At 71.7% G+C, this 22,796-nt stretch carries 19 protein-coding genes; 8 read left to right on the forward strand and 11 right to left on the reverse strand.

Going from position 1 to position 22,796, the window contains the following annotated elements:
* Positions 1-10: 10 nt before the first annotated feature.
* From ACFV9W_RS33325 to ACFV9W_RS33340, 4 genes are all read right to left on the reverse strand, one after another.
* A complete protein-coding gene (locus ACFV9W_RS33325) occupies positions 11-1,447 on the reverse strand; it encodes a M1 family metallopeptidase (RefSeq protein WP_385768704.1) in 1,437 nt (478 codons plus the stop codon).
* Positions 1,444-3,129: a hypothetical protein gene (locus ACFV9W_RS33330; protein WP_385768706.1), complete on the reverse strand. Its 1,686-nt coding sequence runs from the start codon at positions 3,127-3,129 to the stop codon at positions 1,444-1,446. Before ACFV9W_RS33330 ends, ACFV9W_RS33325 begins: the two co-directional genes overlap by 4 nt.
* A gap of 77 nt (positions 3,130-3,206) precedes the next feature.
* Positions 3,207-4,067, reverse strand: a complete 861-nt coding sequence (locus ACFV9W_RS33335; protein ID WP_385768744.1) for a carbohydrate ABC transporter permease — start codon at positions 4,065-4,067, stop codon at positions 3,207-3,209.
* Positions 4,068-4,161: 94 nt separating this feature from the next.
* A complete protein-coding gene (locus ACFV9W_RS33340; RefSeq protein WP_385768708.1) occupies positions 4,162-5,118 on the reverse strand; it encodes an ABC transporter permease in 957 nt (318 codons plus the stop codon).
* Positions 5,119-5,465: 347 nt separating this feature from the next.
* Between ACFV9W_RS33340 and ACFV9W_RS33345 the strand changes: the two genes are divergently transcribed.
* The 5 genes from ACFV9W_RS33345 (at position 5,466) to ACFV9W_RS33365 (ending at position 13,657) form a co-directional block, all read left to right on the forward strand.
* Positions 5,466-6,452: a hydroxyacid dehydrogenase gene (locus ACFV9W_RS33345; protein WP_385768745.1), complete on the forward strand. Its 987-nt coding sequence runs from the start codon at positions 5,466-5,468 to the stop codon at positions 6,450-6,452.
* Positions 6,453-6,532: 80 nt separating this feature from the next.
* Positions 6,533-7,663 carry a LacI family DNA-binding transcriptional regulator gene (locus ACFV9W_RS33350; protein ID WP_385768710.1) on the forward strand — a complete coding sequence of 377 codons (1,131 nt, stop codon included), beginning with the start codon at positions 6,533-6,535 and terminating at the stop codon, positions 7,661-7,663.
* Between the two features lie 186 nt (positions 7,664-7,849).
* Entirely contained in the window at positions 7,850-9,226 is a 1,377-nt protein-coding gene (locus ACFV9W_RS33355; RefSeq protein WP_385768712.1) for a M60 family metallopeptidase, read from the forward strand.
* A gap of 21 nt (positions 9,227-9,247) precedes the next feature.
* Positions 9,248-11,641, forward strand: coding sequence for a polysaccharide lyase 8 family protein (locus tag ACFV9W_RS33360; protein WP_385768714.1), 2,394 nt, complete (start codon positions 9,248-9,250; stop codon positions 11,639-11,641).
* Between the two features lie 48 nt (positions 11,642-11,689).
* On the forward strand, positions 11,690-13,657 hold the full coding sequence (locus ACFV9W_RS33365) for a DUF2264 domain-containing protein (protein WP_385768716.1): 1,968 nt from the start codon (positions 11,690-11,692) through the stop codon (positions 13,655-13,657).
* A 41-nt stretch (positions 13,658-13,698) separates the two neighbouring features.
* Here the strand turns inward: ACFV9W_RS33365 and ACFV9W_RS33370 are convergent, their stop codons facing one another.
* From ACFV9W_RS33370 to ACFV9W_RS33380, 3 genes are all read right to left on the reverse strand, one after another.
* Positions 13,699-15,177, reverse strand: coding sequence for a M20/M25/M40 family metallo-hydrolase (locus ACFV9W_RS33370; RefSeq protein ID WP_385768718.1), 1,479 nt, complete (start codon positions 15,175-15,177; stop codon positions 13,699-13,701).
* A complete protein-coding gene (locus ACFV9W_RS33375) occupies positions 15,170-16,234 on the reverse strand; it encodes a DUF917 family protein (RefSeq protein WP_385768720.1) in 1,065 nt (354 codons plus the stop codon). The genes ACFV9W_RS33370 and ACFV9W_RS33375 overlap by 8 nt, the downstream gene beginning before the upstream one ends.
* A gap of 70 nt (positions 16,235-16,304) precedes the next feature.
* Positions 16,305-16,619, reverse strand: a complete 315-nt coding sequence (locus ACFV9W_RS33380) for a hypothetical protein (RefSeq protein ID WP_385768722.1) — start codon at positions 16,617-16,619, stop codon at positions 16,305-16,307.
* Between ACFV9W_RS33380 and ACFV9W_RS33385 the strand changes: the two genes are divergently transcribed.
* The gene (locus ACFV9W_RS33385) at positions 16,602-17,183 is read left to right on the forward strand and encodes an IclR family transcriptional regulator (RefSeq protein WP_385768724.1); all 582 of its coding nucleotides are present in this window, start codon (positions 16,602-16,604) and stop codon (positions 17,181-17,183) included. The genes ACFV9W_RS33380 and ACFV9W_RS33385 overlap by 18 nt on opposite strands.
* A gap of 14 nt (positions 17,184-17,197) precedes the next feature.
* Here the strand turns inward: ACFV9W_RS33385 and ACFV9W_RS33390 are convergent, their stop codons facing one another.
* The 3 genes from ACFV9W_RS33390 to ACFV9W_RS33400 all read right to left on the reverse strand — a co-directional run bounded on the left by ACFV9W_RS33390 (position 17,198) and on the right by ACFV9W_RS33400 (position 18,746).
* Entirely contained in the window at positions 17,198-17,878 is a 681-nt protein-coding gene (locus ACFV9W_RS33390; protein ID WP_385768726.1) for an AroM family protein, read from the reverse strand.
* Positions 17,879-17,972: 94 nt separating this feature from the next.
* Positions 17,973-18,410, reverse strand: a complete 438-nt coding sequence (locus tag ACFV9W_RS33395) for an SsgA family sporulation/cell division regulator (RefSeq protein WP_385768728.1) — start codon at positions 18,408-18,410, stop codon at positions 17,973-17,975.
* A 159-nt stretch (positions 18,411-18,569) separates the two neighbouring features.
* The gene (locus tag ACFV9W_RS33400) at positions 18,570-18,746 is read right to left on the reverse strand and encodes a hypothetical protein (protein ID WP_385768730.1); all 177 of its coding nucleotides are present in this window, start codon (positions 18,744-18,746) and stop codon (positions 18,570-18,572) included.
* 40 nt (positions 18,747-18,786) lie between these two features.
* Here ACFV9W_RS33400 and ACFV9W_RS33405 point away from each other — a divergent pair, with 40 nt between their 5' ends.
* A complete protein-coding gene (locus tag ACFV9W_RS33405; protein WP_385768732.1) occupies positions 18,787-21,129 on the forward strand; it encodes an ATP-binding protein in 2,343 nt (780 codons plus the stop codon).
* A gap of 23 nt (positions 21,130-21,152) precedes the next feature.
* Here ACFV9W_RS33405 and ACFV9W_RS33410 read toward each other — a convergent pair whose 3' ends face one another.
* The gene (locus ACFV9W_RS33410) at positions 21,153-21,758 is read right to left on the reverse strand and encodes a YdcF family protein (RefSeq protein WP_385768734.1); all 606 of its coding nucleotides are present in this window, start codon (positions 21,756-21,758) and stop codon (positions 21,153-21,155) included.
* 237 nt (positions 21,759-21,995) lie between these two features.
* On the opposite strand from ACFV9W_RS33410, the gene ACFV9W_RS33415 reads away from it, so the two are divergent.
* Positions 21,996-22,685, forward strand: a complete 690-nt coding sequence (locus ACFV9W_RS33415) for a TetR/AcrR family transcriptional regulator (protein WP_385768736.1) — start codon at positions 21,996-21,998, stop codon at positions 22,683-22,685.
* The last annotated feature ends 111 nt before the right edge of the window (positions 22,686-22,796 follow it).

The raw sequence follows: 22,796 nt of genomic DNA on the forward strand, positions 1-22,796 counted from the left end.
GCGGGGCGTGTCATGTTCGGCCGCCCGGAAGCGGTGGGTTCTTCGCCCCGAACAACCAGTCCCTCAAGAACGTGTCGACTCCCCGGTCCCCCGTCACGTTCACGGCGTGCCGGATGAAGTCCTCGCTGGTGACGGTCCGGTCCTTGAAGCGCCGGGGCCACAACCCCATCACCCGGTCGAACTTCTTCTGGCCCACGTGGAGCCGGAGCGCGTACAGGACGAGCGCGCCGGCGTCGTAGATATTGGTGCCGCCGAGCGCCTTGGGCAGCCCGGGCGGGCCGTCGCTCGCGCGGATGGCGTCCAGCTTGTCGTACGTGGCCTGCATCTTGTCGGCCATCCGCGACCAGCCGCGCTCCTCGCTGTAGAGGGCCGCGTAGTACACCGCGGGCCCCTCGTTGAGCCAGGCCTGCTGCCAGTCGTGCGGGGTGACGCTGTCGCCGAACCATTGGTGGGTCAGCTCGTGGATCATGGTGTTCTCGTACGTGGGCCGGCCGGCCGCGTCCTTGAACCAGTTGGTGCCCATCAGGGTGAGCGTCGTGTTCTCGAGGGCGTCGGTGTACCCGTCGTAGATGTGCAGGCCGTAGACGGAGTACGGGTACGGGCCGAACTTGGCCTCCAGCCAGGTGAGATGGTCCGGCGTGCGGGCCACGATGGGGGCGAAGAAGTCCTCGCGGCCCCGCGGGACGAGGTGCCGCAACGGCAGCCCGGTGTGCGAACTGCCGTACAGGTACGTGCCCTTGACGACGGCGATGCCGAGGAGTTCGGTGGGCATCCGCTCGCGGAGCGCGAAGTGCCACACGGCGGAGCCGTCGGCGCGGCGGTCCTTGCCCGTCAGCTCGCCGTTGGCCGCGGCGACGTAGCCCTCGGGCGCGGTGATGTGGAAGGCCCAGGTGGCCTTGTCGGACGGGGTGTCGTTGCACGGCAGGAAGGTGTCCGCGCGCGAGGACTGCACGGCCGAGACGAATCCGCCGTCCGTCCCGAAGCGCCAGCCGGTGAGTCCGGCGCGTGGTGCCTTGCCGTTGCCGTGGTAGCGGACGGTGGTCGTGAAGGGGGTGCCCTTGTGGAGCGGGGCGGCCGGGGTGACGGTCAGTTCCTGGCCGGACTTGCCGAGGGAGAGGGCGGTGCGCGCCTGCCGCCCTTCGACCGTGACGGAGTCGATGGTGTGTCCGTCGGTGTCGAGGTTGAAGGCCGACAGGTCGTGGGTGGCTCGGGCGTGCAGAGTCACCGAGGCCGTGAAGTCGTAGGTGCCGGGGGTGAAGTCGAAGGCCAGGTCGTAGTGGTCGACCTGGTAGCCGCCGTTTCCGAGCGTCGGGAACAGCGGGTCGCCGACGCCGTCGGAGCCGGGCCGGGGGTCGAAGCCCGCGGCGTGTGCCGGGGCTCCGAACAGCGGGACGGCGACCGCCGCGCCGGTCGCGGCGGTGAGGAACGTGCGTCTGCTGGTGCTCACTTGGCCCCCTTCTTGGCACCCTGGTCGGCGGCCTGCTTGAACTCGGCGCGACAGGTGTCTCCGCCCGCGTTGCGCCACTTCTTCACCAGGGCGTCGTACGACGAGAGCGGCTTGCGGCCGGTGACGAGGTCCTTCACGCCGTCGAGGTGGATCGTGTAGAGGCTGCCGAGGCCCTTGGAGTCCCAGGTGGGCGAGGTGTAGCCCAGCGTGGGGTCCTCGGTGAGCAGGGGGATGATCTTGGTGTACGCGTCGTGGGCGTAGCGCGCCGCCTCGGGGTGTGTCGCGCTGAAGAACGCGGGGGCGGCCGAGGCCAGCTTGGTCCAGGGCACGGTGACGTCCTGCGTGCCCTGCTTGGTGAGGACGGGCGTGCCACGCTTGTCGCGCTTGTAATCGGTGCCCTCGACGCCGTAGTTCATGAGGGTGTACTCCAGCGAACCGAAGGGCGATGCGGCGAAGTCGGCGAGGCGCAGGATCTCCTCGACCCGGCTCCGGCCCGCCTTGGTGATGTGGCAGTTCTCCAGGGAGGTGTTGTCGCTCCAGGCGACCGCGTCCTTGCCGACCGGCACCATCGGACGCACGTCGAAGGACCTGTCGATGGCGCTCATCGCGTCGACGTACCCGGTGCCGGTGGTGAGGTAGGCGGGCATGCCGTCGTACACGTACGCGGCCTTGCCGTTCTTGAACAGGTCGGTGTACTGGGCCTTCTGGGCTCCCGACATCTGTACGGTGCCGGGGTAGAAGCAGCCCGCCTTGTACAGCTTGGCGGCGGTCTCGACGGCGTGCCGGTAGGCCTCGTCCTCCAACTGGTACGTCCACTTGCCCGACTTGGTGTCGTGCGACCAGAAGTGCTGGGCGCCTGCCGACATGGCGATCAGGTTCATGCTGCCGCCGGTGAAGAAGTACTGCTTCTTCCTCGTGTCGGTCAGCTCCTTGGCCAGTTCGACGAGCCGCTCCAGGCTGTCGATCTGGTCGAGGCTGTCCACGCCCGCCTTCTTGAACAGGTCGGCGCGGTAGAAGCCGGCGCCGCCGCTGCCGGACCGGGCGATGGGGATGCCGTAGAGCTTGCCGCCGAAGATGGCCTCCTTCCAGGCGTACTCGGGGATGGCCGCCAGGTTGGGGTACTTCTTGACCTTGTCCCCGGCGAGGTACGGGGTGAGGTCCGCGCAGGTGGAGGCGAGGAAGGCCGCCTTGTTGTCGACGCCGCCGGTCTCCGGGTACATGAAGATGTCGGGGAGCTGGTCGCCGGCGACCATCGTGGAGAACTTCGCCGGATAGTCGTCGGCCGGCACGGCCGTGAAGTCGACCTTGGCGCCAAGGAGTTTCTCGATCTCCCGCCACGCGGCGTTCTTGCCGCGCTCCGGGGGCAGCGGCGCGAAGGTCTCGGTGACCGCGGTGATCTTCTTGGCGCCCTTGAGCGGGGTGCCCTTGGTGGCTCGCACCATCTCGGTGGGGTACTTCAGGAACGCGGCGGGGACACCCGCGGCGGTGCCGGGCAGGTCGGCCTGGATGCCGATGTTGCGGATGGCCGTGGCCGGGAGCAGCTTGCCGCTCTTGGCCTCAGCCTTGGCGGCCGTACCGCCGTCGCCGCATGCGGCGAGCAGGGGCGCGGCGGCGACGCCGAGACCGGCGCCCGCACCCCAGCGGAGCAGGGTGCGGCGGTTCATGGTCGTGGTGCCGGGCATGCGAAGTCTCCTCAACGTGAAGGGGCACACGGGAAGTCGGGGGGTGGCGGCCGGTGTGCGGAGGCCCTGGGGGCTTCTCAGCCCTTGACGGCGCCGGTGAGGACGCCCTTGGTGAAGTAGCGCTGGAGGAACGGGTAGACGAGCAGGATCGGCACGACCGCGATCACCAGCACGGCCATCTGCACGGCCTGCTGCGGGGCTATCGCCTCTCCTGCCGCGGCCGTGTCGAGGTTCTGCCCCTGGAGGATGAAGGTGCGCAGCACCATGGGCAGCGGCCACTTGTCGTTGTCGCCGAGGTAGAGCAGGGCGTTGAAGTACGCGTTCCAGTAGGCGACCGCGTAGAAGAGGCCGACGACGGCGACGACCGCCTTCGACAGCGGCAGCACGACCTGTATCAGCGTGCGGAAGTCGCCCGCGCCGTCGACCTTCGCGGCGTCGTACAGCTCCTCCGGCAGGTTCATGAAGAACGCCCGCATCACGACGAGGTTGAAGGCGCTGACCATGGTCGGCAGGACCAGGGCGGCGAACGTGTTGTAGAGGCCGAGCTCCTTGACCAGCAGGAAGTTGGGGATGACGCCCGCGTTGAACAGCATCGTGAACAGGGCCGTCATCAGCAGGAAGCGGCCGCCGACGATGCCGCGCCGCGACAGTCCGTACGCCATGCCGATGGTGGCGAGCAGGCTGCAGACCGTGCCCGCGACGGTGACCGCGATGCTCACGAACAGGGCGCGCGTGACCCGGCCACCGGTGAAGGCTGTGCGGTAGGCGTCGAGGTTGGGGTGGTCGGGCCACAGGACCAGGCCGTTGGCGTGGATGATGTCGGTCTGCGAGGCGAAGCTCGTCCCGATCACGCCGAGCAGCGGGTACGCGACCATGCCCACGACGGCCACCAGGGCGAGCCCCTTGAGGAAGAGGCCGGCCCGGGTGGGCCGCTCCATCCACGGCGGGCGGGCGCCCGACGGACGCAGTTCGCGGTTCCCGGTGCCCTGTGTGGCGGGGGCGGGCTTGCCGCCTGTCCGCACGGCGGTCGTCTCAGCGGTCAGCACCTCTGTACACCCCTTCGTGTCCGAGCCGGTGGGCGAACTTGTTGGCGCCGATCACCAGGGCCGTGCCGATGACCGCCTTCACGAGGCCGACGGCGGCCGCGGTACCCCACTGGTTGTCCTTGATGCCGTGGAAATAGACGTACGTATCGAGCACCTCGCCGGCGCCGGGGCCGACGGCGTCGCGCTGGAGCAGGATCTGCTCGAAACCGACGGTGAGGATGTTGCCGAGGTTGAGGATCAGCAGCAGGACGAGGACCGGAGCCAGGCCGGGCAGTGTCACGTGCCAGAACCGGCGCCAGCGCGCGGCGCCGTCCATGGCGGCCGCCTCGTACAGGCCGCGGTCGATGTTCAGCAGCGCGGCGAGGATGATGATGGTGCCCCAGCCCGCGTCCTTCCACATGACCTGGAGCGCGAGCAGCCAGGGGAACGCGTTCGGGTCGGTCATCATGTCGTAGTGCGGCAGGCCCACCGCTTCGAGCAGGTCGGGGACCACGCCCGCGCCGCCGAGGATCTGCTGGAAGATCGAGACGATGATGACCCAGCCGATGAAGTGCGGCAGGTAGACCACGCTCTGCACGAAGCGCCGCAGCTTGTCGCTGACGATGCTGCTGAGCAGCAGCGCGAGCCCGATCGGCACGGGGAAGAACAGGACCAGTTGGACGAGGGCGATCTCCAGCGTGTTCACGGTCGCCGACCAGAAGTCGGGGTCGGCGAAGGCGCTCGCGAAGTTGGCGAAGCCGGTCCAGGCGCTGTGCATATAGCCCAAGTAGGGCTGGTAGTCCTGGAAGGCCACCATGTAGCCGAGCAGCGGCACGTAGTGGAACACCACGAAGTACAGGAAGCCGGGCAGGCAGAGCATCAGCATCACCTTGTCGCGCTTGACGCGCTGCCACAGGGTTCTGCGGATGGTGCGGGGCACGGCTGGTGGCGCGGAAGCAGTCATGGAGCGGTCCTGTTCGGCCGGGTGACGCAAGAACTGCGTTACTGCGGCGGCAAGTTAGTAAGCGTTTAACCCTGTCGTCAATAGATCCGAGCGAGCAGTGGTCTGATGCGGGCCCTCAACACCGAGCCACGGTTCGGTATTTGCCTGCCCTGACCTGCCAACTCCCATATTTGATCCAGCCTTTGGGTTGACGATCGGCCGGAGGTCTCCTTAGCGTTCGGTCACCTGATAGAACACGTTTACTGTCCGGAGGCAGGGTGCGTACCACTGACCAGGTGTCGACCGGGGCCGAGCCCTCGGTCACCGGCACCACACCGCCCCCGCGGCGGCCCCGTACGGTTCTGGCGATGCACTCCTCGGTCGTCGACGACGTCTTCCCGCCCGCCGTGCGCGTCCGGCTCGAGGACGCCGCCGACATCCGGCCGCCGCACGTCCTTCGCGAGTTCAGCAGCCCGCAGGCGCGCGCCGCGCTCGCCGAGTGCGAGGTGCTGCTCACCGGCTGGGGCTGCCCGCCCATCGACATCGCCGTGCTCGACGGGGCGCCCCGGCTGCGCGCGGTGATCCACGCGGCCGGCACCGTCAAGCCCTTCCTGGGACGGGAGGCCTACGAACGCGGCATCGCGGTGTCATCGGCGGCCGCCGCCAACGCCGTGCCGGTCGCCGAGTTCACCCTCGCGGCGATCATCATGGGCGCCAAGCGGGCCTTCCCCCTCGCCCATCTCTTCCGCACACGGCGCACCCACCGCACCGACGCCGATCTGGACCGGCAGCACTGGCTCGGCACCCGCGGCCTCACCGTCGGCGTCGTCGGCGCCTCGCACGTCGGCCGCCGGGTGGTGCGGCTGCTGCGCTCGCTCGATGTCGAGGTCCTCCTGTACGACCCGTACATCGCGGACACCGAGGCGGCCCTGCTCGGTGTCACCCGCACCGACCTGGACACCCTGCTCACCGCGAGCGACGTCGTCACCCTGCACGCGCCCGACACCGAGGAGACCCGGCAGCTGCTCGACGCCCGCCGCCTGGACCTGCTGCGGCCGGGCACCCTGCTGGTCAACACGGCGCGCGGGCCCCTCGTGGACACCGAGGCCCTGGTGGAACATCTGGTCAGCGGGCGGATCGACGCCGTGCTCGACGTGACGGACCCGGAACCGCTGCCCGCCGACCACCCGCTGTGGGACCTGCCCAACGTCCTCATCACACCGCACATGGCGGGCGCCCAGGGCAACGAGGTGGGCCGGCTCGGCGCGCTCGCCGTCGACGAGCTCACCCGGTACGCGCACGGCGCCCCGCTCGACCACCCGGTCCGCCTCGACGACTTGGAGCACATCGCGTGACCAGGACCACCCCGCACGGCATAAGCTCTGGGGCGGGCGGAGCAGGAACGGCACGGCAGGATCAGCAGGGGGTGGGCCGGATGGCCCGGCAACGATCGACGGCGGCCGGCGGCCCCGGCCACCGGGAGCAGCGCCGCGCGACGGTGGTCGACGTCGCCAGGCACGCCGGTGTCTCCACGGCCACCGTGTCCCGCGTGATGAACCGCAACTATCCGGTCGCCGCAGCCACCCGCGAGCGCGTCGAAGCCGCGGCGCGCGAACTCGGTTACGTGGCGAACGCCCATGCCCGCGCCCTCGCCGGGAGTTCCGGGCGCACGGTCGGCATCATCGTGAGCGAGCTGATCGACCCGTTCTACGCGTACATCGCGCGCGGCGTCGAACGCGAGGCGACCGCGGGCGACCGGCTGTGCCTGGTGTGCTGCACGCAGGGCGACCCGCAGCGCGAGCTGGCCTTCATCGAGCTGATGCACGAGCGGCGGGCGGACGCGGTGGTGCTGGTCGGCGGGAGCGTCGACGACCCCGCCTACCGCGACGAACTCTCGCGCCGGGCACACGAGTTGGCGGCGGACGGCGCCAAGCTCGTACTGTGCGGGCGCCCCTCGCTCGGCGCGGGCGTACCCACGGTCGACGTGGAGTACGACAACGAGGGCGGCGCCTTCGCCATCACGGACCATCTGATCACCCGGGGGCACCGGCGGATCCTCTACCTGGGCGGCCCGCCCGCCCTGTCGACGGCGCGCGACCGGCTCGCCGGGCACCGGCGCGCGCTCGAACTGCGCGGCATCGACCGCGTGCCCGACCTTGAGCAGCCGGGCGCCTTCGGCCGGTCCTTCGGCTACCGGCGGATGACGGAACTGCTGAAGGACGGGCCCGAGTTCACGGCCGTGTTCGCCGCCAACGACATCGTCGCCGCCGGGGCCGCGCAGGCGCTGGAGGAGGCCGGCCTGCGGGTGCCGCAGGATGTGTCGCTGGTCGGCTACGACGACATCCCGGTGGCCCAGGAACTGCGGCCGCGCCTGACGACGGTCCGCATCCCGCTGGAGGAGATGGGCCGCCAGGCGGTGCGGGTCGCCCTCAACGGCGGGGACGAGGACGACTGGCGCGCCCCCACGACCGGCGCGCTGCGTTTGGGCACGCACATCGTGGTCCGCGACTCCGTGGCACCACCGGCGGCGGCGCCACGCGGCCGCGGCGGACGCAAGCAGGACTGAGGCACTCCGCCACGCATCCGACTGCTCGATTCTGCTCATTGCAGGTCCACTTGGCGTAGTAACGAGCAGAAAATCTCGCCAGCACCTTGCCTCGGTGCAGCAAACGCTTACATGCTGTCGCCCAGTTCGCACGCACCACGTCCCACTCGTCCTTCCGAGGTCCTTCATCCCCTGGGGAGTCCCTGCATGCGCCCTGCCGACACGTCCCACGATCTCGCCGCCGCCTGCCGCCCCGACGAGCCGTCCGGCCCCGGGCGGCGCACGGTGCTCACCGCGCTGGCCGGTGCCGGAGCCGCCGGAGGTCTCGCGCTCACCCTCGGCGCGGGCTCCGCGCACGCGGCCACCTCCGCGACCGTGCGGCTGACGGCCCGCCCGTCCGCCGAGACCGAACGGCTGCGCCTCGGGCAGGCACTGCGCGCCTCCGAGTTCCAGCCGTCGGGCCGCTACGTCACCGCGGGCACCCCGCTGCGCCTGGACGTGCAGCCCCACGACGACGTGCTGCCCACCGTGTGGATCGGCCGCTGGGACTACTACGCCACGGTGACCGCTCCCCGGCGCTACCCGCTCAAGCCGGGCGCCAACACGGTCACCGACCAGCACGGCGGGCCCGTCTACTTCTCCCTGGAAGGTGACGGGGAGCAGGCCACCGTCGCGTTCAAGAGCGGCAGCGCACCCATGCCGGTCTTCACGCTCGGCAACACCGAAGAGGCCTACTTCCAGCGCCAGTTGGACACCATGCCCGATGTGCCGGTCGTGGAGCTGCACGGCCCGCGCTCGATCGTGACGCTGACCCGCGAGGGCGCCCTGCTTTACCGCGACGAGAGCCACGCCGAGCTGCTGCGCCTCCTGGAGCAGATCATCGACGCCGAGTCGGCGATCAGCGGCCTCGACGGGTCGCGGCCCGTGCACCGGCCCAAGGCGGGCGGCTACCACTTCACCGAGGTGTCGGTGGTGCCCTCCGGTGTCGGCGCGTACGCCACACACGGCTACAACGGCTTCCCGCGCGCCTACCTCGACCGGGCGACCACGGTGCACGGGCTGCGCACCAGGGGCTGGGGCCTGTACCACGAACTCGGCCATCTGCATCAGCAGTTCGCGTACAAGCCCGCCGCGATGACCGAGGTCACCGTGAACATCTACTCGCTGGCCGTGCAGCGGGCGCTGGGGCAGCCGTCCAACCTGCTGACCGTCGACCCGGCGACCGGGCTGAACCCCTTCCAGTCGGCCCGCGCCAAGTTCGGCACGGACGGGCTCACGTACGAGAAGTCCTTCGGCGCGTACGAGAAGCTGGTGCCGCTGCGGCAGCTGGAGCTGGCGTTCGGCGACTCGTTCTGGCCGCGGCTGCACCGCCTTGTGCGCGAGGAGAACCCGCAGTCGGACTCCTCGGACTCGGCCAAGCGCTACCGGGCGCTTGCCACCTGCGCGAGCCGGGTCGCGGAGCGCGACCTCACCGATTTCTTCCTCACCACGTGGGCGTTCCCGATCGACGCGCAGGGGCGCGCGGAGCTTGCCGCGCTCAAGCTGCCGAAGCCGTCCGTCGATCCGGCCACGCTGTCCGACTGAACCGAAGGGCGAAGACCGATCATGCAGCTGAGCAGACGTCACACCCTGGCTCTGATGGGCGCGGGCGCCGCGGCCACGACGCTTCCCCTCGGACTCGGCGCCGGGGCCGCCGCCGCGGCCGAGGACCCCTACGAGCCGCTGCTCGCACGGGCTGCCGAGCAGCTCACCGGCGGCGAGGTCGACCCGGACGACCCCGATGTCGCCGCCGCGCTCGCCGCCCTGGACAAGCAGGCGGCCGGCTGGTGGAAGGCACTCGACCGCTCCGCCGGACGGACCGCCCTGTGGTCCGATCTGGCCCCGGCCACCGACCCCGGCATGTTCGGCCAGAGCTACACCCGGCTGCGCACCCTCGCCACCGCCTGGGCCACCCCCGGCACCTCCCTGACCGAAGACACGGCCGTACGCGACGCGCTCCTCGACGCGCTGCGCTTCCTCGGCGCCACCGGCTACAACGACTCCCGCTCCGAGTCCGGCAACTGGTGGTTCTGGGAGATCGGCGCACCGCGCGCACTCCTCGACACCTGTGTCCTGCTGCGTGCGCACCTCCCCGCCGACGACCGGTCCGCGTACCTCAAGACGGTCGCCAAGTTCGTCCCCGACGCCGACCGGCGCACCAACTCCCCCACACTGGCCGAGACGGGCGCCAACCGTGCGGACAAGGCCGTCATCGTCGCCCTTCGAGGCCTGCTCGCCGGCGACGCGGACGTCGTCGCACTCGCCCGCGACGGCCTCTCCGACGTGCGCGACAACGGCAAGAACAGCCTGTTCCAGTACGTCACATCGGGCGACGGCTTCTACGCGGACGGCTCGTTCGTCCAGCACTCCTCGGTCGCCTACACCGGCACCTACGGCGGCGTCCTGCTCGGCAGCGCGGGACAGCTGATCGCGCTGCTCGCCGACTCGCGGTGGTCCGTCACCGACCCGGCGGTGAAGGTGCTGTACGAGGCGGTGGAGCGCTCCTTCGTGCCCGTGCTCCTCGACGGCGTGATGATGGACGCGCTGCGCGGCCGCGCCATCTCGCGCGAACGGGCCCGCGACCACACCGACGGGGCGGCCACCGCCTCGTACATCCTCCAACTGGCGGACGGCGCACCGCAGTCGTACGCGGACCGCTGGCGCGCGACCGTCAAGGGCTGGATCCTGCGCAACAAGGACACCCCGTACCTGCGGCTCGTCGGCGTCCCCGCCCTGGCCCGCGCGAAGACCCTCCTCGCCGATCCGGCGGTGCGTCCTACGGAGCGGCTCACCGGCCACTACGTGTTCGCCGACATGGACCGGGTGGTGCACCGGCGGCCCGGCTGGTCGTGCGCCCTGTCCCTGTCCTCCAAGCGCATCGCGGCGTACGAGGCGGGCAACGGCGAGAATCTGCACGGCTGGTACACCGGCGACGGCATGACGTACCTGTACGACGGCGACGACCTCGACGCCTTCGGTGACGGCTTCTGGCCGACGGTGAACCCCTACCGGCTGCCGGGCACCACCGTGGACACGCGGGAGCGCGCCGACCTGGGCACGGGCGCCGGGACCGGCACCTTCCGCCCGAAGAACGCGGTCGCGGGCGGCGCGGTGCTCGACTCCCGGTACGGGGCGGCGGCGATGGAGCTGATCGCCGACGGGTCGACGCTGCGCGCCAAGAAGGCGTGGTTCTTCCTCGACAACGCGGTCGTCGCGCTGGGCGCCGGCATCACCGCGAGCGACGGCCGCCCGATCGAGACCGTCGTGGAGAACCGGAATCTGCACACCGACGGCGCTCCCCTGCTCACCGTCGACGACCGGCCGCAGCCCGGCGAGCCGGGCTGGTCGGCGCGGCTCACCGATGCGCACTGGGCGCACCTGGAGGGCACGGGTGGCTACGTCTTCCCGGCCGGTGGCCCGCTGCGCGCCCTGCGCGAGGAACGCACGGGGACATGGCGCTCCCTCAACACCGGCGCGGACACCGGTGGTTCGACCACCCCGGTCACCCGGCGCTACGCCTCCCTCTGGTTCGATCACGGCCCCTCCCCCGCTTCCGCTTCCTACGCCTACGTCCTGCTGCCGGGCGCGACGGCCGCCGCCACCGCCGCGTGGTCGCGCTCCACCCCGGTGCGCGTCCGCACGAACAGCGCGACCGTCCAGGCCGTCGAGTCACCCCGGCTCGGGCTGCTCGCCGCGCATTTCTGGGCGGCGGGCTCCGTCGACGGGCTGCGCGCCGACGGCCCGGGCACCGTGCTCGTCCGCCGCCGGGACGACGGGATCACCGTCGCCGTGTCCGACCCCGGCCGCACCGGGACGACCCTGTCCGTGCAACTCCCCTTCCCCGTACGCCAAGTGGTCCGCGCCGACGACACGGTCTCGGTCACGCCGGGCCGCCGCCCGGTGGTCACGGTGCGCGTCGCGGGCTCGCGCGGCCATACGCACACCGCGGAGCTCGCGTAGAGCAGCCCTCCGCCCCGCCCGCCCCGACCGAGGAGCCGTCGAGCCACCATGCCCGCCCCGTACCTCTCCCTGCCGCCGACCGATCGCGTCCGCTCCCCTTTGACGGGGTGGACCCGGGCACACTGGGAGGCCCTCGCCGACCGGCAGTTGGCGGCGCTGGCCCCCTACGCGACACCCGGGTTCGCGCAGTACCGGCTGCCCGGGCGCGGCAGTTGGTCAGGGGTGGTACTGGACGGGCTCGAAGGGTTCGCTCGGACATTTCTGCTGGCCTCATTCCGGATCGCGGGCGCAAGCACGGACACGACGGGAACGGACAACGGGGCCGAGGCCCCTGCCGTCTCCCACCTGATCGAAAGATATACGCAGGGTCTGACAACGGGCACGGACCGTGACCACCCGGAGGCCTGGCCCGAACTCACGGACTGCTCCCAGCAGATGGTCGAGGCCGCGTCGATCGCGATCAGCCTGCACGAGACCCGCCCCTGGATCTGGGACCGGCTCGACAGCCGATCCCAGGAACGGGTGGTCGACTGGCTGTCGGGCTTCGTGGGCGCCCGCACGTGGGACAACAACTGGCGGCTCTTCCAAGTGGTGGCGGAGCAGTTCCTGGCCTCGGTCGGCGCCCCGTACAGCCAGAGCGACATCGACGGCGGGCTCGACCGGATCGAGGACTGGTACGTCGGCGACGGCTGGTACAGCGACGGCGACGGCCGCAACTTCGACTACTACATCGGCTGGGCCATGCACCTGTACCCGCTGCTGTGGACGAGGATCGCGGGCCGGGACAACGGGGGCGACGACGGGCGCGCGAAGCTCTACCGGGAGCGGCTCGCCCTGTTCCTGGAGACGTACCCGCAGTTCTTCGGCGCGGACGGCGCGCCCGTGCACCAGGGCCGTTCCCTGACGTACCGCATGGCGGCGACGGCGCCCTTCTGGCTGGGGGCGCTGGCCGACTGCACACCTCTCGCGCCGGGTCTGACACGCCGGCTGGCCTCGGGCACGGCGCGGCACTTCGCCGAGCGCGGCGTACCGGACGAGCGGGGGCTCCAGCCCCTGGGCTGGTACGGCACCCACCTGCCGACCACGCAGCCGTACTCGGGCCCGGCCTCACCGTACTGGTCGAGCAAGGGCTTCCTGGGACTCCTTCTTCCCGCCGCCCACCCGGTGTGGACGGACCGCGAACTCCCCCTGCCCGTCGAGCGGGAGACCCAGTACACAGCACTGCCCGCGCCGGGCTGGCTCCTGCACGGCACCCCGCACGACGGCATCGTCCGCCTGATCAACCACGGCAGCGACCACAACCCGCCGACCGGCCCGGCCGACGACGACCCGCACTACGCCAAGCTCGCCTACTCCACCGCGACCGCCCCCGAGTCCGCCCCGCACGCCTGGTCCCGCACGATCGACAACCACATAGCGCTGCTCACTCCGGACGGCACCCCCTCGCGCCGCCGCCGCATCCACCCCCTCACCTGCGAGAACCGCCGCGCCTCATCCCGTCACTACGCCCAACTCCCCGACAGTTACGCAGAGTTCCCGATCGAATCGACGAGCGTCCTGCACGGCCCCTGGGAGCTGCGGGTCCACCGGGTGCGGGCTCCTGCGGGCGTCACGGTCCGCGAGGGCGGTCACGCGGTCGCCGCCACCGCACGACCTGGCGTCGACCAAGGGCCCGGCTGGGCGCTGGCACGCACCGAATCGGGACTGACGAGCGCGGTGGTCGCCCTGCACGGCTGGGACACGGAGACCGGGATCGCCCGCGAGGTGGCGTCGAACGCCTTCGGCCCCCACTCGGCGACCCCGTATCTGCGCTCCCTCCCCCACCCCGGCGGCACCTCCGTCCACGTCACCCTGGTGGCCCTCACCCACGACGCGGTGCACCCTCAGGCGCTGCGGGAGGCGATCGAGTGCACGGTCGACGCGGCGGGCGGGGTCACGGTCGCGTTCCCCGACGGCGAGGTGGTGAAGGTGTCACCGCACGCGACTCACTCGACCCAGCAGGCGGCGGACTCGTAGGTGGGGTCGGGGCGCCGCCGAACCGCTCGTGCCCTCAACCTTCACCCCTCAGCGCCTCCCGACCGCAGCGCGAACGCGTTCACGGCCAGCGACAGACACGCCGTCAACCGCTGCCCGTACGGCACGTGCAGGGACTCGTTCGGGCCGTGGGCGTTCGCTCCCGGGCCGAGGACTCCGCAGGCCAGGAACTGGGCCTCGGGGAACTGCCGGCTCAGTTGGCCCATCAGCGGGATCGTGCCGCCCTGGCCGATGCGGGCCGCGTCCGCCCCGTCGAAGCAGGCGCGGCTCGCGGCGGACAGCGCCTCGCGGAGCCAGGGCCGCTCGGGCGGTGCGTGCCAGCCGTCAGCGAGGACCCGGTCGGGTGTGAAGCGGACCGACGCGCCGTGCGGGGGCGCGTCCTCCAGGAGGCGTGTCACCTCCGCGAGCGCCTTCGCGCTGTCCACCAACGGGGGCAGCCGGAACGAGAGTTTGACCCTGGTGTGCGGGCGCAGCACGTTGCCCGCCGAAGCAACCGGGGGCAGCCCGTCCGCGCCGGTGACCGCCAGGCTCGGGCGCCAGGCGCGAGCGAGCAGCAGCTCCTCGGGGCCGTGGGTGACGGGTCCCGTGCGGTGGCCGGTCTCGTCCTCGTGCCAGTCGAAGCGCTGCCAGACCTGGTCGCCGAGGAGTTCCGCCGCCTCGGCGACCTGGGCGCGGCGTTCGGCGGGCACCTCGCAGTGCAGGTCCCCGACCAGCAGATCTCCGGTCCCGCTGTCCTCCAGGCGGTCCAGCAGGTGGCGCAGGACGCGGAACGTCGACGGGACGACGCCGCCCGCGTCCCCGGAGTGCGCGCCGTCGTCGAGGACGCGCACGTCGAGCGTGCCGCCGCAGTGGCCGCGCAGCGACGTCACCAGCCACAACCGCTCGTAGTCGCCGGCGCCGGAGTCGAGGCACACCACGAGGCCGATCTCGCCGAGGCGCGGGGCCAGTTCGGCGAACCAGTGGTCGAGGTCGGGGCTGCCCGACTCCTCGCCCGCCTCGAAGACGCCGACGCAGCGCGGGCGGGCCGCGCCCTGTGCGGCGAGGGCGCGGACCGCGGTCAGGGCGGCGGGCAGCGCGTAGCCGTCGTCGGCGCCGCCACGCCCGAACAGCCGGGTGCCGTCGAAGACCGGTTCCCACGCGGACAGGCCCTCGGCCCAGCCCTCGCCCTCGGGCTGCTTGTCGAGGTGCCCGTAGAAGAGGACGGTCTCCTCGGCGGCCGAATCGTGGCCGGGGATCTCGAAGAAGACGAGCGGCGTACGTCCCGGCGCGCGAAGCACCTCGACCCGCAGGCCCGGCAGGTCCTCCACGGAGCGCAGCCATGCCGCCGCGGCCTCCACGGCCCGGTCCAGGAATCCGTGGGTCTCCCACTGCGGGTCGTACGCCGGGCTGACCGCCGGAACGCGGATGTATTCCCGCACCAGCGGAAGCACCTCCTCGTCCCAGCGCGTCGCGCAGAAGTCCCGTACGAGGGCGGGGTCAGCGGCGCGTACCTGCTCAGGCATCGGCGAGCACCTTCGCCGCCGGGGCGAACGGGAAGCCGAGCAGGTCCTCGATCGGCGCGTACAGCTCGGGCATGTGCATCGTGGAGGAGAGGGGCAGGTTCGCCGCAGGGGCCACCAGGACGGAGACCTCCTTGCCGACCTCGACGTGGGCGGAGGCGAGCGGCTGCCCCGCCGCGTCGAATGTCGTGATCAGGTCGGGGAAGGCGGCCCTGCGCTCGCCGCCGGACTCGAAGGTCATGTACTCGTTGACGAAGTGCAGCTCCGTGCCCGCCGCGTCGTCGAGGGTCGCGACGCCGATGTCCAGGCCCTCGCGCTGCTCGCAGCGGTACTCCCGGACGGTGCCGGTCACCGCTATTTCGCCGCCGAGGTGCGCGGCCGCGCCCGCCGGGCCTTCTGCCAGGAAGCGGCGGCCGAGTTCGATGGCGAAGCCGACGGCACCGGGGGCGCCGTGCCGGCGCGCGTAGCCGACCTCGACCGGGTTGCGGGCCACGCCCACCCAGCCGCCCGCCTCGACCGATGCGCGGCGCACCACGTTGGAGGTGGCATCGAGGGTGCCGGTGACGGCGCCCTCGACGTAGGTGTGCGGCTTGCCTCCCGCGTAGCCCTGGTAGGAGCGGTAGCCGTCCTGCGCGTGCAGGCCCATCGCGCCCATCTGGCTGGAGGGGTGGGCGCGGCCGTTGCAGGCGAGGTCGATGACCGGCAGGCCGGTCATCGCGGAGTGGAACCAGCCGTTGATGGTGGTCTCGGCGCCGTTCTCGTTGGTGTGGACGGCGACGAGCGGGCTCGGCAGGTCGCGGCGCAGCAGTTCGAGGGCGCGCAGGAGGTGGGTGGGCAGCACCTGCGGGTCGGGCGCGGCGGGAGCGCCGACCAGGGCGACGGTCGCGGCCAGGGCGTCGTCGGCGAACTCGTCGGCGCTCCACAGCTCGGGCGTGCCCACCTGCAGGGCCAGTTCGGCGGTGCGCAGGCCACGCTCGACGAATCCGCCGCCTCCGCCGCCGAGCACGGCTCCGCCGTAGACGGCTGCCTCGAGGTCGTCGTGCGTCAACTGTCGCTGCACAGGGGTCTCCTGGGTCGTTCTCGGTGTACGGGTGGTACGTGTGGCGGGGGCTCGGTGGTGGTGCGGAGGGCTACTTCGTCGCCGTCCAGACCCCGTTGCCGAACGAATAGAGCGCGTCGCCCGCGATCGCCCCGCCGGCGAAGATCTCGAGGTTCTCCTTGGCCTTGCGACCCAGGAAGCGCGGCGCGAGGACGCGGACGGCGAGGCCCGCGGCGACCATCCAGCCGGCCATGGGCGTCGTGATCAGCAGACCGGTGGCGAGCATGATGCCGAGCTGGCGCCTGGAGCCGCCGATGAGCTGGATGATCGCTCCGGGGTCCTCGACCGCGACCCGCTCACCCGCGCCTACCGCCCCGGCGGCCTGATCATGGAGGCCTCGTACCACTTCCGGGCCTCGCGCGGCACCGTCTCCCTGCTGGAGGAGGAGGCCGCCCGCCTCGTCGCCGACACCGGCTACACCGGGTACGTGGACGTGCTCGACGGGGCCGAGTCGCTGGTGCTGCACATGCGCATCGGCACGGCAGGCGCCCTCCAGGCGTACACACCGGCGGGCACCCGGGCCCCCGCGTACGCCAGCTCGATGGGCCGAGCGCTGCTCGCGCGCCTGGACGACGCGCAGGTCATGCGGCTCGTCGACGCCCGCCTCGAGCAGGCCACCGGGACGGCACCGCGAACCCGCAAGGACCTGGTCGCCGCACTGGCCCGGATCCGTGTCGACGGCTGGGACATCTCGAAGGGCGAGTGGGTGCCGAACGTGGGTGGCATCTCGGCCGCCGTGCTCGACAACGACACGGGCCAGGTCTTCGGCATCGGCATCGCCCTGCCGGCCCCCCAGCTGCGCGACGAGGCGACCGAACGCTTCGGCAGGGCGGTGCGGGAGGCGGCCGCCCGCGTCGGCAAGCGCATCGGCGACCCGTACTGGCTGCGCTTCGTGTCCGACGAGGGCTGAGCCGCCGTCCCGAGCTACGCGAGGAGCGGGCCGGTCATGGCCCCGGTGACCCCGCTCGACGTGAGGACCGGCACGCGGACACCGCCCGCGCGCAGCGCCTCCCAGTGCCGGTCGGCGTAACCCATGCAGTCCAGGACGAGGGCCGCCGCGCCGCGATCCAGCAACTCCCGGGCGGCGCCGAGCAGTTCGGTCTCGTCCGGGGCGTACGGCGACGCCGTGGCGAACTCCGGGGTCGGCGCGATGCCCCGCCACTTATCGCGGGCCGCGGCCACCTGTTCCGGCAGTGGCACGACCACACCCACCGGCACACCGTCCAACACACCACGGACGTAGGCCGTCAGCAGGGCGTCCGGCTCAACGAGCAGCGCCCTGCGGGTGCGCAGCGCCGGGAACTCGCCGGTGCACAGCAGCACCACGGTGTCGACGCCCTCGCCCTCGAGCGCGTCGACCCGTTCCTGCAGGACCTCCCCAACGGCCGCCTCATCGAGGGTGCCCGTGACTCCGGCCGCGAGGCGGGTGATCAGGGTGGGGCGGCCCGGGACGGCGGCGAGACGCTCCGCGGACCGCGCCGGGTCGGGCCCGTCGAGCACACCGGCGTGCCGCACGCGCGCGGTGCCGGGCAGAGCCGCCTCGATCCCGGCACTCAGGTCGGGGCGCGGCGCCTGGCCGATGGTCAGAAAGCCGACGTTTCGCATCTGTTCCGGAATCCTTCGAGTTCAAGATTGTGAGACTGGATTCCAGAAAGATAGACATGCGGGTGACCGCGAGGGAACCCTTGACCGGCTGCCGTCACCGCGGCGCGAGCAGCCCCTCGATCCCCTTGTCGATCCGGCCAGGGCGCACCTCGCTGCCGAACGGGACGAGGGCGTGGCTGCGCGCCAGGTAGAGCAGGAGCGCCTGGTGGCCGATGCGGACGCGGAGCGCACGCTGCTCGTCGCGGGCCCGCAGCAGTACTCCGGGCGGGCCGTCGGGATCGACGACGGGGCGCACCGTCACGTCGCCGATGCCCGCCCGGCCGGACAGGCCGTCGGACAACAGGTCCCGGGAGATCACCCAGTGTTCGGCCCGGCGGCCGAGCCGTGCCGTGGTCACCGAGACGACCAGCGGATCGTCCTCGCTGTAGCGGAGCATGACGTCGCAGGGCTCGCACGCGCCGCCGTCCGCCGCGAAGGCGAGCCCCCGGACGGTCGCTTCGAGATGTCTTTCGCTTCCCCTGCCAGGGCCCACCGTGATCATTCCCTTCCCCGTGGACGCGCCGTGGAACGAGCCGTTGAACGACGCTCGAACTAACGTAGATACGGAGTCGGAAGTGCCGTTGGCATAGTCCGCGATGACCATCAATCCCACGCAACTTGTTCGACCGTTCGCACACCGGTACCCATCGCTTCATTCCGGGGTCGGGGAGGCGTTCAGCGCGGAGGTGGCGGCGAGCCCGCCCACGCACAGCGCTGCCCACGCGGCGATCAACGTACGGCGGTTCATTGAGGTCGGCTTGGGCACCCCGGCGTCCGCGGCAGCGGATACTACGCCGCGGTTCACCAGTTCGTATGGACCTTCGGGCATCCCGACGCCCACTCCGCGCACGCGCGGGACAATCCGCTGCATGACGTTCGGCATTGTGCGGCGCCGTCCCGGCGAACTACCCCGTGAACTCACCGGTTTCATCGGCAGGGCCCCTGAATTGACCCAGTTGGCAGCGGCGTTGGACACGCAGCGGTGCGTCACCGTGGTGGGGCCCGGCGGTGTCGGCAAGACCCGGCTCGCGCTCCGCGCGCTCGCGGGCCGTACCACCGGGGCCGAGGCGCCGGTGTGCCTGGTGGAACTGTCCGCGCTGCGCGACCCGGGGCTGCTGCCGCACACCCTCGCCGCCTGCCTCGACCTTCCCGAGCAGTCCGGGCGGCCGCAACTGGACGTGGTGCTCGACCACTTGCGGGAGACACCCGCGCTCATCGTCCTCGACACCTGCGAGCACCTGGTGGACGCCTGCGCCGAGCTGGTGGACGTCCTGCTGCGGGAGACCGACGGCGTACGCGTTCTCGCCACCAGTCGGCAGCCCCTCGACGTGCCGGGTGAACACACCTTTCCGCTGTCGCCGCTCAGCGTGTCGGACGGGGGCGGCGAGGCGGTGTCGCTGTTCGAGCAGCGGGCCACGGCCGTCGTCCCCGGCTTCGAGGTGACCGACGCCAGCCGGGAAGCCGTGGTGCGGCTGTGCCGCCGCCTCGACGGCATGCCGCTCGCCATCGAGCTGGCCACCGTCCGGCTGCGCGCCGTGCCGCTGATCCAGCTCATCGACCGCCTGGAGGACCGCTTTCGGCTCCTGACGGGCGGCCGCCGCACCTCGCTGCCGCGCCACCAGACACTGCGTACGACGATCGACTGGAGCCACGACCTGTGCGACGCCCGCGAGCAGCGGCTGTGGGCGCGGCTCTCCGTCTTCGCCGACGTCTTCGACCTCTCGGCCGCCGAAGAGGTGTGCGGGTTCGGCGAGTTGGGCTCGGACGAGGTGCTGGAGGTGCTCATCGACCTCGTCGACAAGTCGGTGGTGCAGCGGGTGGACGAGTTCGGGCCCGGCACCGGCGCCGACGGTGCCACCCGTTACCGGATGCTCGACACCCTGCGTGAGTACGGGGCGGAGAAGCTGGCCGCTTCGGGCGAGGAGACCGCGGCGCGCGACCGGCATCTGGCGCGCTACGTCAAGGCGGCGGACGAGTTCGACCGGCACTTCATCGACGACGACCAGATGCCGCGCGTCCAGGCGCTGCGCCGTGAACACCCGGACATCCGGCTGGCGTTGGAGTACGCGCTCGGGCGCGGCGACCGGGAGCAGAAGGGCGCCGGGCTCGCCGGGGCACTGTGGGGGTACTGGCAGATCACGGGGCTCCTCACGGAGGGGCGGTACTGGCAGCAGAAGTCCGCGGCGGCCTTTCCCGGCGCGACACCCGAGCGGGCCTGGGCACTGGTCGTCGGCGGGTACATCAAGACGTTCCAGGGCGATCCGGCGGGTGCCGTGCCGGAGATCAAGGAGGGCATCGAGATCGCCGACCGGCTCGGCGAGTCCCTGATCCGGGCCCGCGGCTGGCTCTACCTGCACTGCGCGTACACGTTCGCCTGTGATTTCGACCGCGCCGAGCGGGCCGCGGTGGCCGCCCATGAGCGGCTCGCGGCGCTCGGCGACCTCATCGGCCTGGTCTGCCTGGACGTTCAGGCCGGGTACCAGTACCACCTCTCGGGCCAGGACGATCTCGCCCTGGAGCGCAGCGGCCAGGGCCTTGCGCGGCTGGGCGCCGGCTCGAAGGAGTGCTGGCTGCGCGGTTTCGTGCACACCATCGTGGGGCTGAGCCACTACTCGAAGGGGGACCCGGGGGCCAGCGAGGTCGCGCTGAAGGAGGCGCTTCCGCTGAAGGCGGCGCTCGGCGACGTGATCGGCTGCGGCTACGCGGTGGAGATCATGGCGTGGGTGGCGGCCCGGGACGGCCGGCACCGGCGGGCCGCCTGGCTGTTCGGCGGCTCGGACGCGCTGTGGCAGTCGACCGGCGGCGAGCTGCTGAGCGGGGCGCCGGTCTCCGTGGAGAACCACCGGATGGCGGCGGAGGCGACCCGTTCGGGACTCGGCGCCGATGTCTACGACCAGCTGTGGCAGCTGGGCGCCACCGCACCGCGCGAGGCCCTGTTCGCGGCGGCGCTCACCGGTGCGGACGAACTCACCCTGGAATCGGCGGAGTTGCCCGGTCAGCGCAGGACGGCGTCCGGGGAGTCGCTGACCCGCCGCGAACACGAGGTGGCGCGCATGGCGGCGGACGGCCTGTCGAACCGGGAGATCGCCGAGCGCCTCTTCATCTCGCGCCGCACCGTGGACGCCCACATGGAGCGCATCCTCTCCAAGCTCGGCATCGGCTCCCGCAACCGCATCGCGGTGAAGCTCGCGACGGCGGGGACCGGGGAGTGACGCCCGCTCAGGCGGCCTTTCACTCAGGCGGGCTTGCGCTCCTCGGGCTTGACGCCGCGGAGCGCCCAGAGTCCGTACAGGGCCAGCAGCGGCTTGCCGAGCAGCCACTCGCCGGGGCGGCAGTCGTCCGCCCGCGCGAGCCGCTCGGCGAGATCGGGGCGCTGTCGCCGCAGGTACACGCGGGCCTTCAGCGCGTGCGCCGGCTGGGAGACGATCTTGATGCGGTCGGCGTCCTCGACCATGGGGATCACGTTCGTGACGTTCTCCCACGTCGTCGTCGACCGGCCCTCGAGCAGGACCGTGCCGTCGAAACCGCACGCCGACCTCGCGTAGTCCGCCATCAGACGGGCCTCCGTGGCACCGCTCCCGGCCGCCGCGCCACCGCTGAAGACGACCGTCGTGTCGCACGCGCCCTCGGCGGACACGGAGCGAAGCCCGGCGCGTACCCGCCAGCGGTTGACGAAGTTCGCCGTCGACCCGCGGTTGCGGAACCCCAGGACGATCACGGCCTCTGACACTTCCCCGCCGCTCCCGCGACCCACCAGCGTTCGCGACCAGCGCCGGTTCAGCCACTCGCTCCACAGCAGCACGGCCGTCCCCGCCGCCACCAGCCCCGTCCACCGTCGCATGTGGCGACCCTAACGGGCGGCGACAGGCACCGTCGGAAGCGGACGCAAGCGCCGCCGGGGCCCAGGAGGGGGCGGAAGGTCCCCGGCGGCGGCCATCTTGCAGAAGGAACGTTTCCACACCATGCGGCCGAACCTGCGCAAACGCGCCGTTCCGGCCGAAGAGTGTCCCTCCGCTCCCTCGCGACTCCGACCTGCTCTCCTGCTTATGTGTTCGGTTCGGGCCGATATCCTGGACGGATGGCGGAGAGAACCGGCGGTGAGCCGCAGATCGATGGACGCTCCACCCGCTGGGACGGGCACAAGGCACAGCGTCAGGTGGAGTTGGTGGACGCGGCTGTCGCGCTCATCGAGGAGGAGGGCGCGCACTTTCGGATGCAGCGCCTGGCGGAGCGTGTGGGCCTGCCGCGGTCCGTGCTCTACCGGCATTTCAAGGACCGTGCGTCGTTCGACGAGTTGATCCGCCGGCGGGTGGTGGAGTCGTTCGTGAAGCGGATGGAGCCCACGCTCAGCTTCGAGGGCACCGTCGAGGAGTCCGTGCACCGTGTGGTGGGCGCGCACCTGGACTGGGTGGCCCAGCATCCGCGCCTGTACGCCTACATGGGCGTCGCCGAGCACGCGATGGGTGACGGCTCGCTGGTGGCGGACACCAAGACGGCCATCGCGCTGATGCTGAGCGAGCGGTTCGGCGACGTATTGGCGGCACTTGGTGTGAAGGGGGCGCCGATCCGCTCGGTGGCGGTCGGCATCGTGGGGTTCGTGGACACGGCGGTCAATCAGTGGATGCGCGATCCCGAGCGGGAGCAGACCGAGGACGAGTTGCGCGCCATGCTGTGCCGCTCGGTGTGGGCCGTGCTGGAGGCGACGCTGCGCGACCTCGGCGTGGAGCTGACGCCGCAGCAGCGCGTTGCGGACGTGGAGGGGGTCTGAGCACGGTGCTGCCGGCCGGTGTCGACACCGGCGCCGCCCCCCCTCGTCCATAACAAAAAAACCACCCCCCCAACCTCCACACAATCGCGCGGGAGACGCGAAGGTGGGGAA

Origin of the sequence: Streptomyces sp. NPDC059897, from assembly GCF_042730865.1 — a bacterium.
GTDB lineage: Bacteria > Actinomycetota > Actinomycetes > Streptomycetales > Streptomycetaceae > Streptomyces.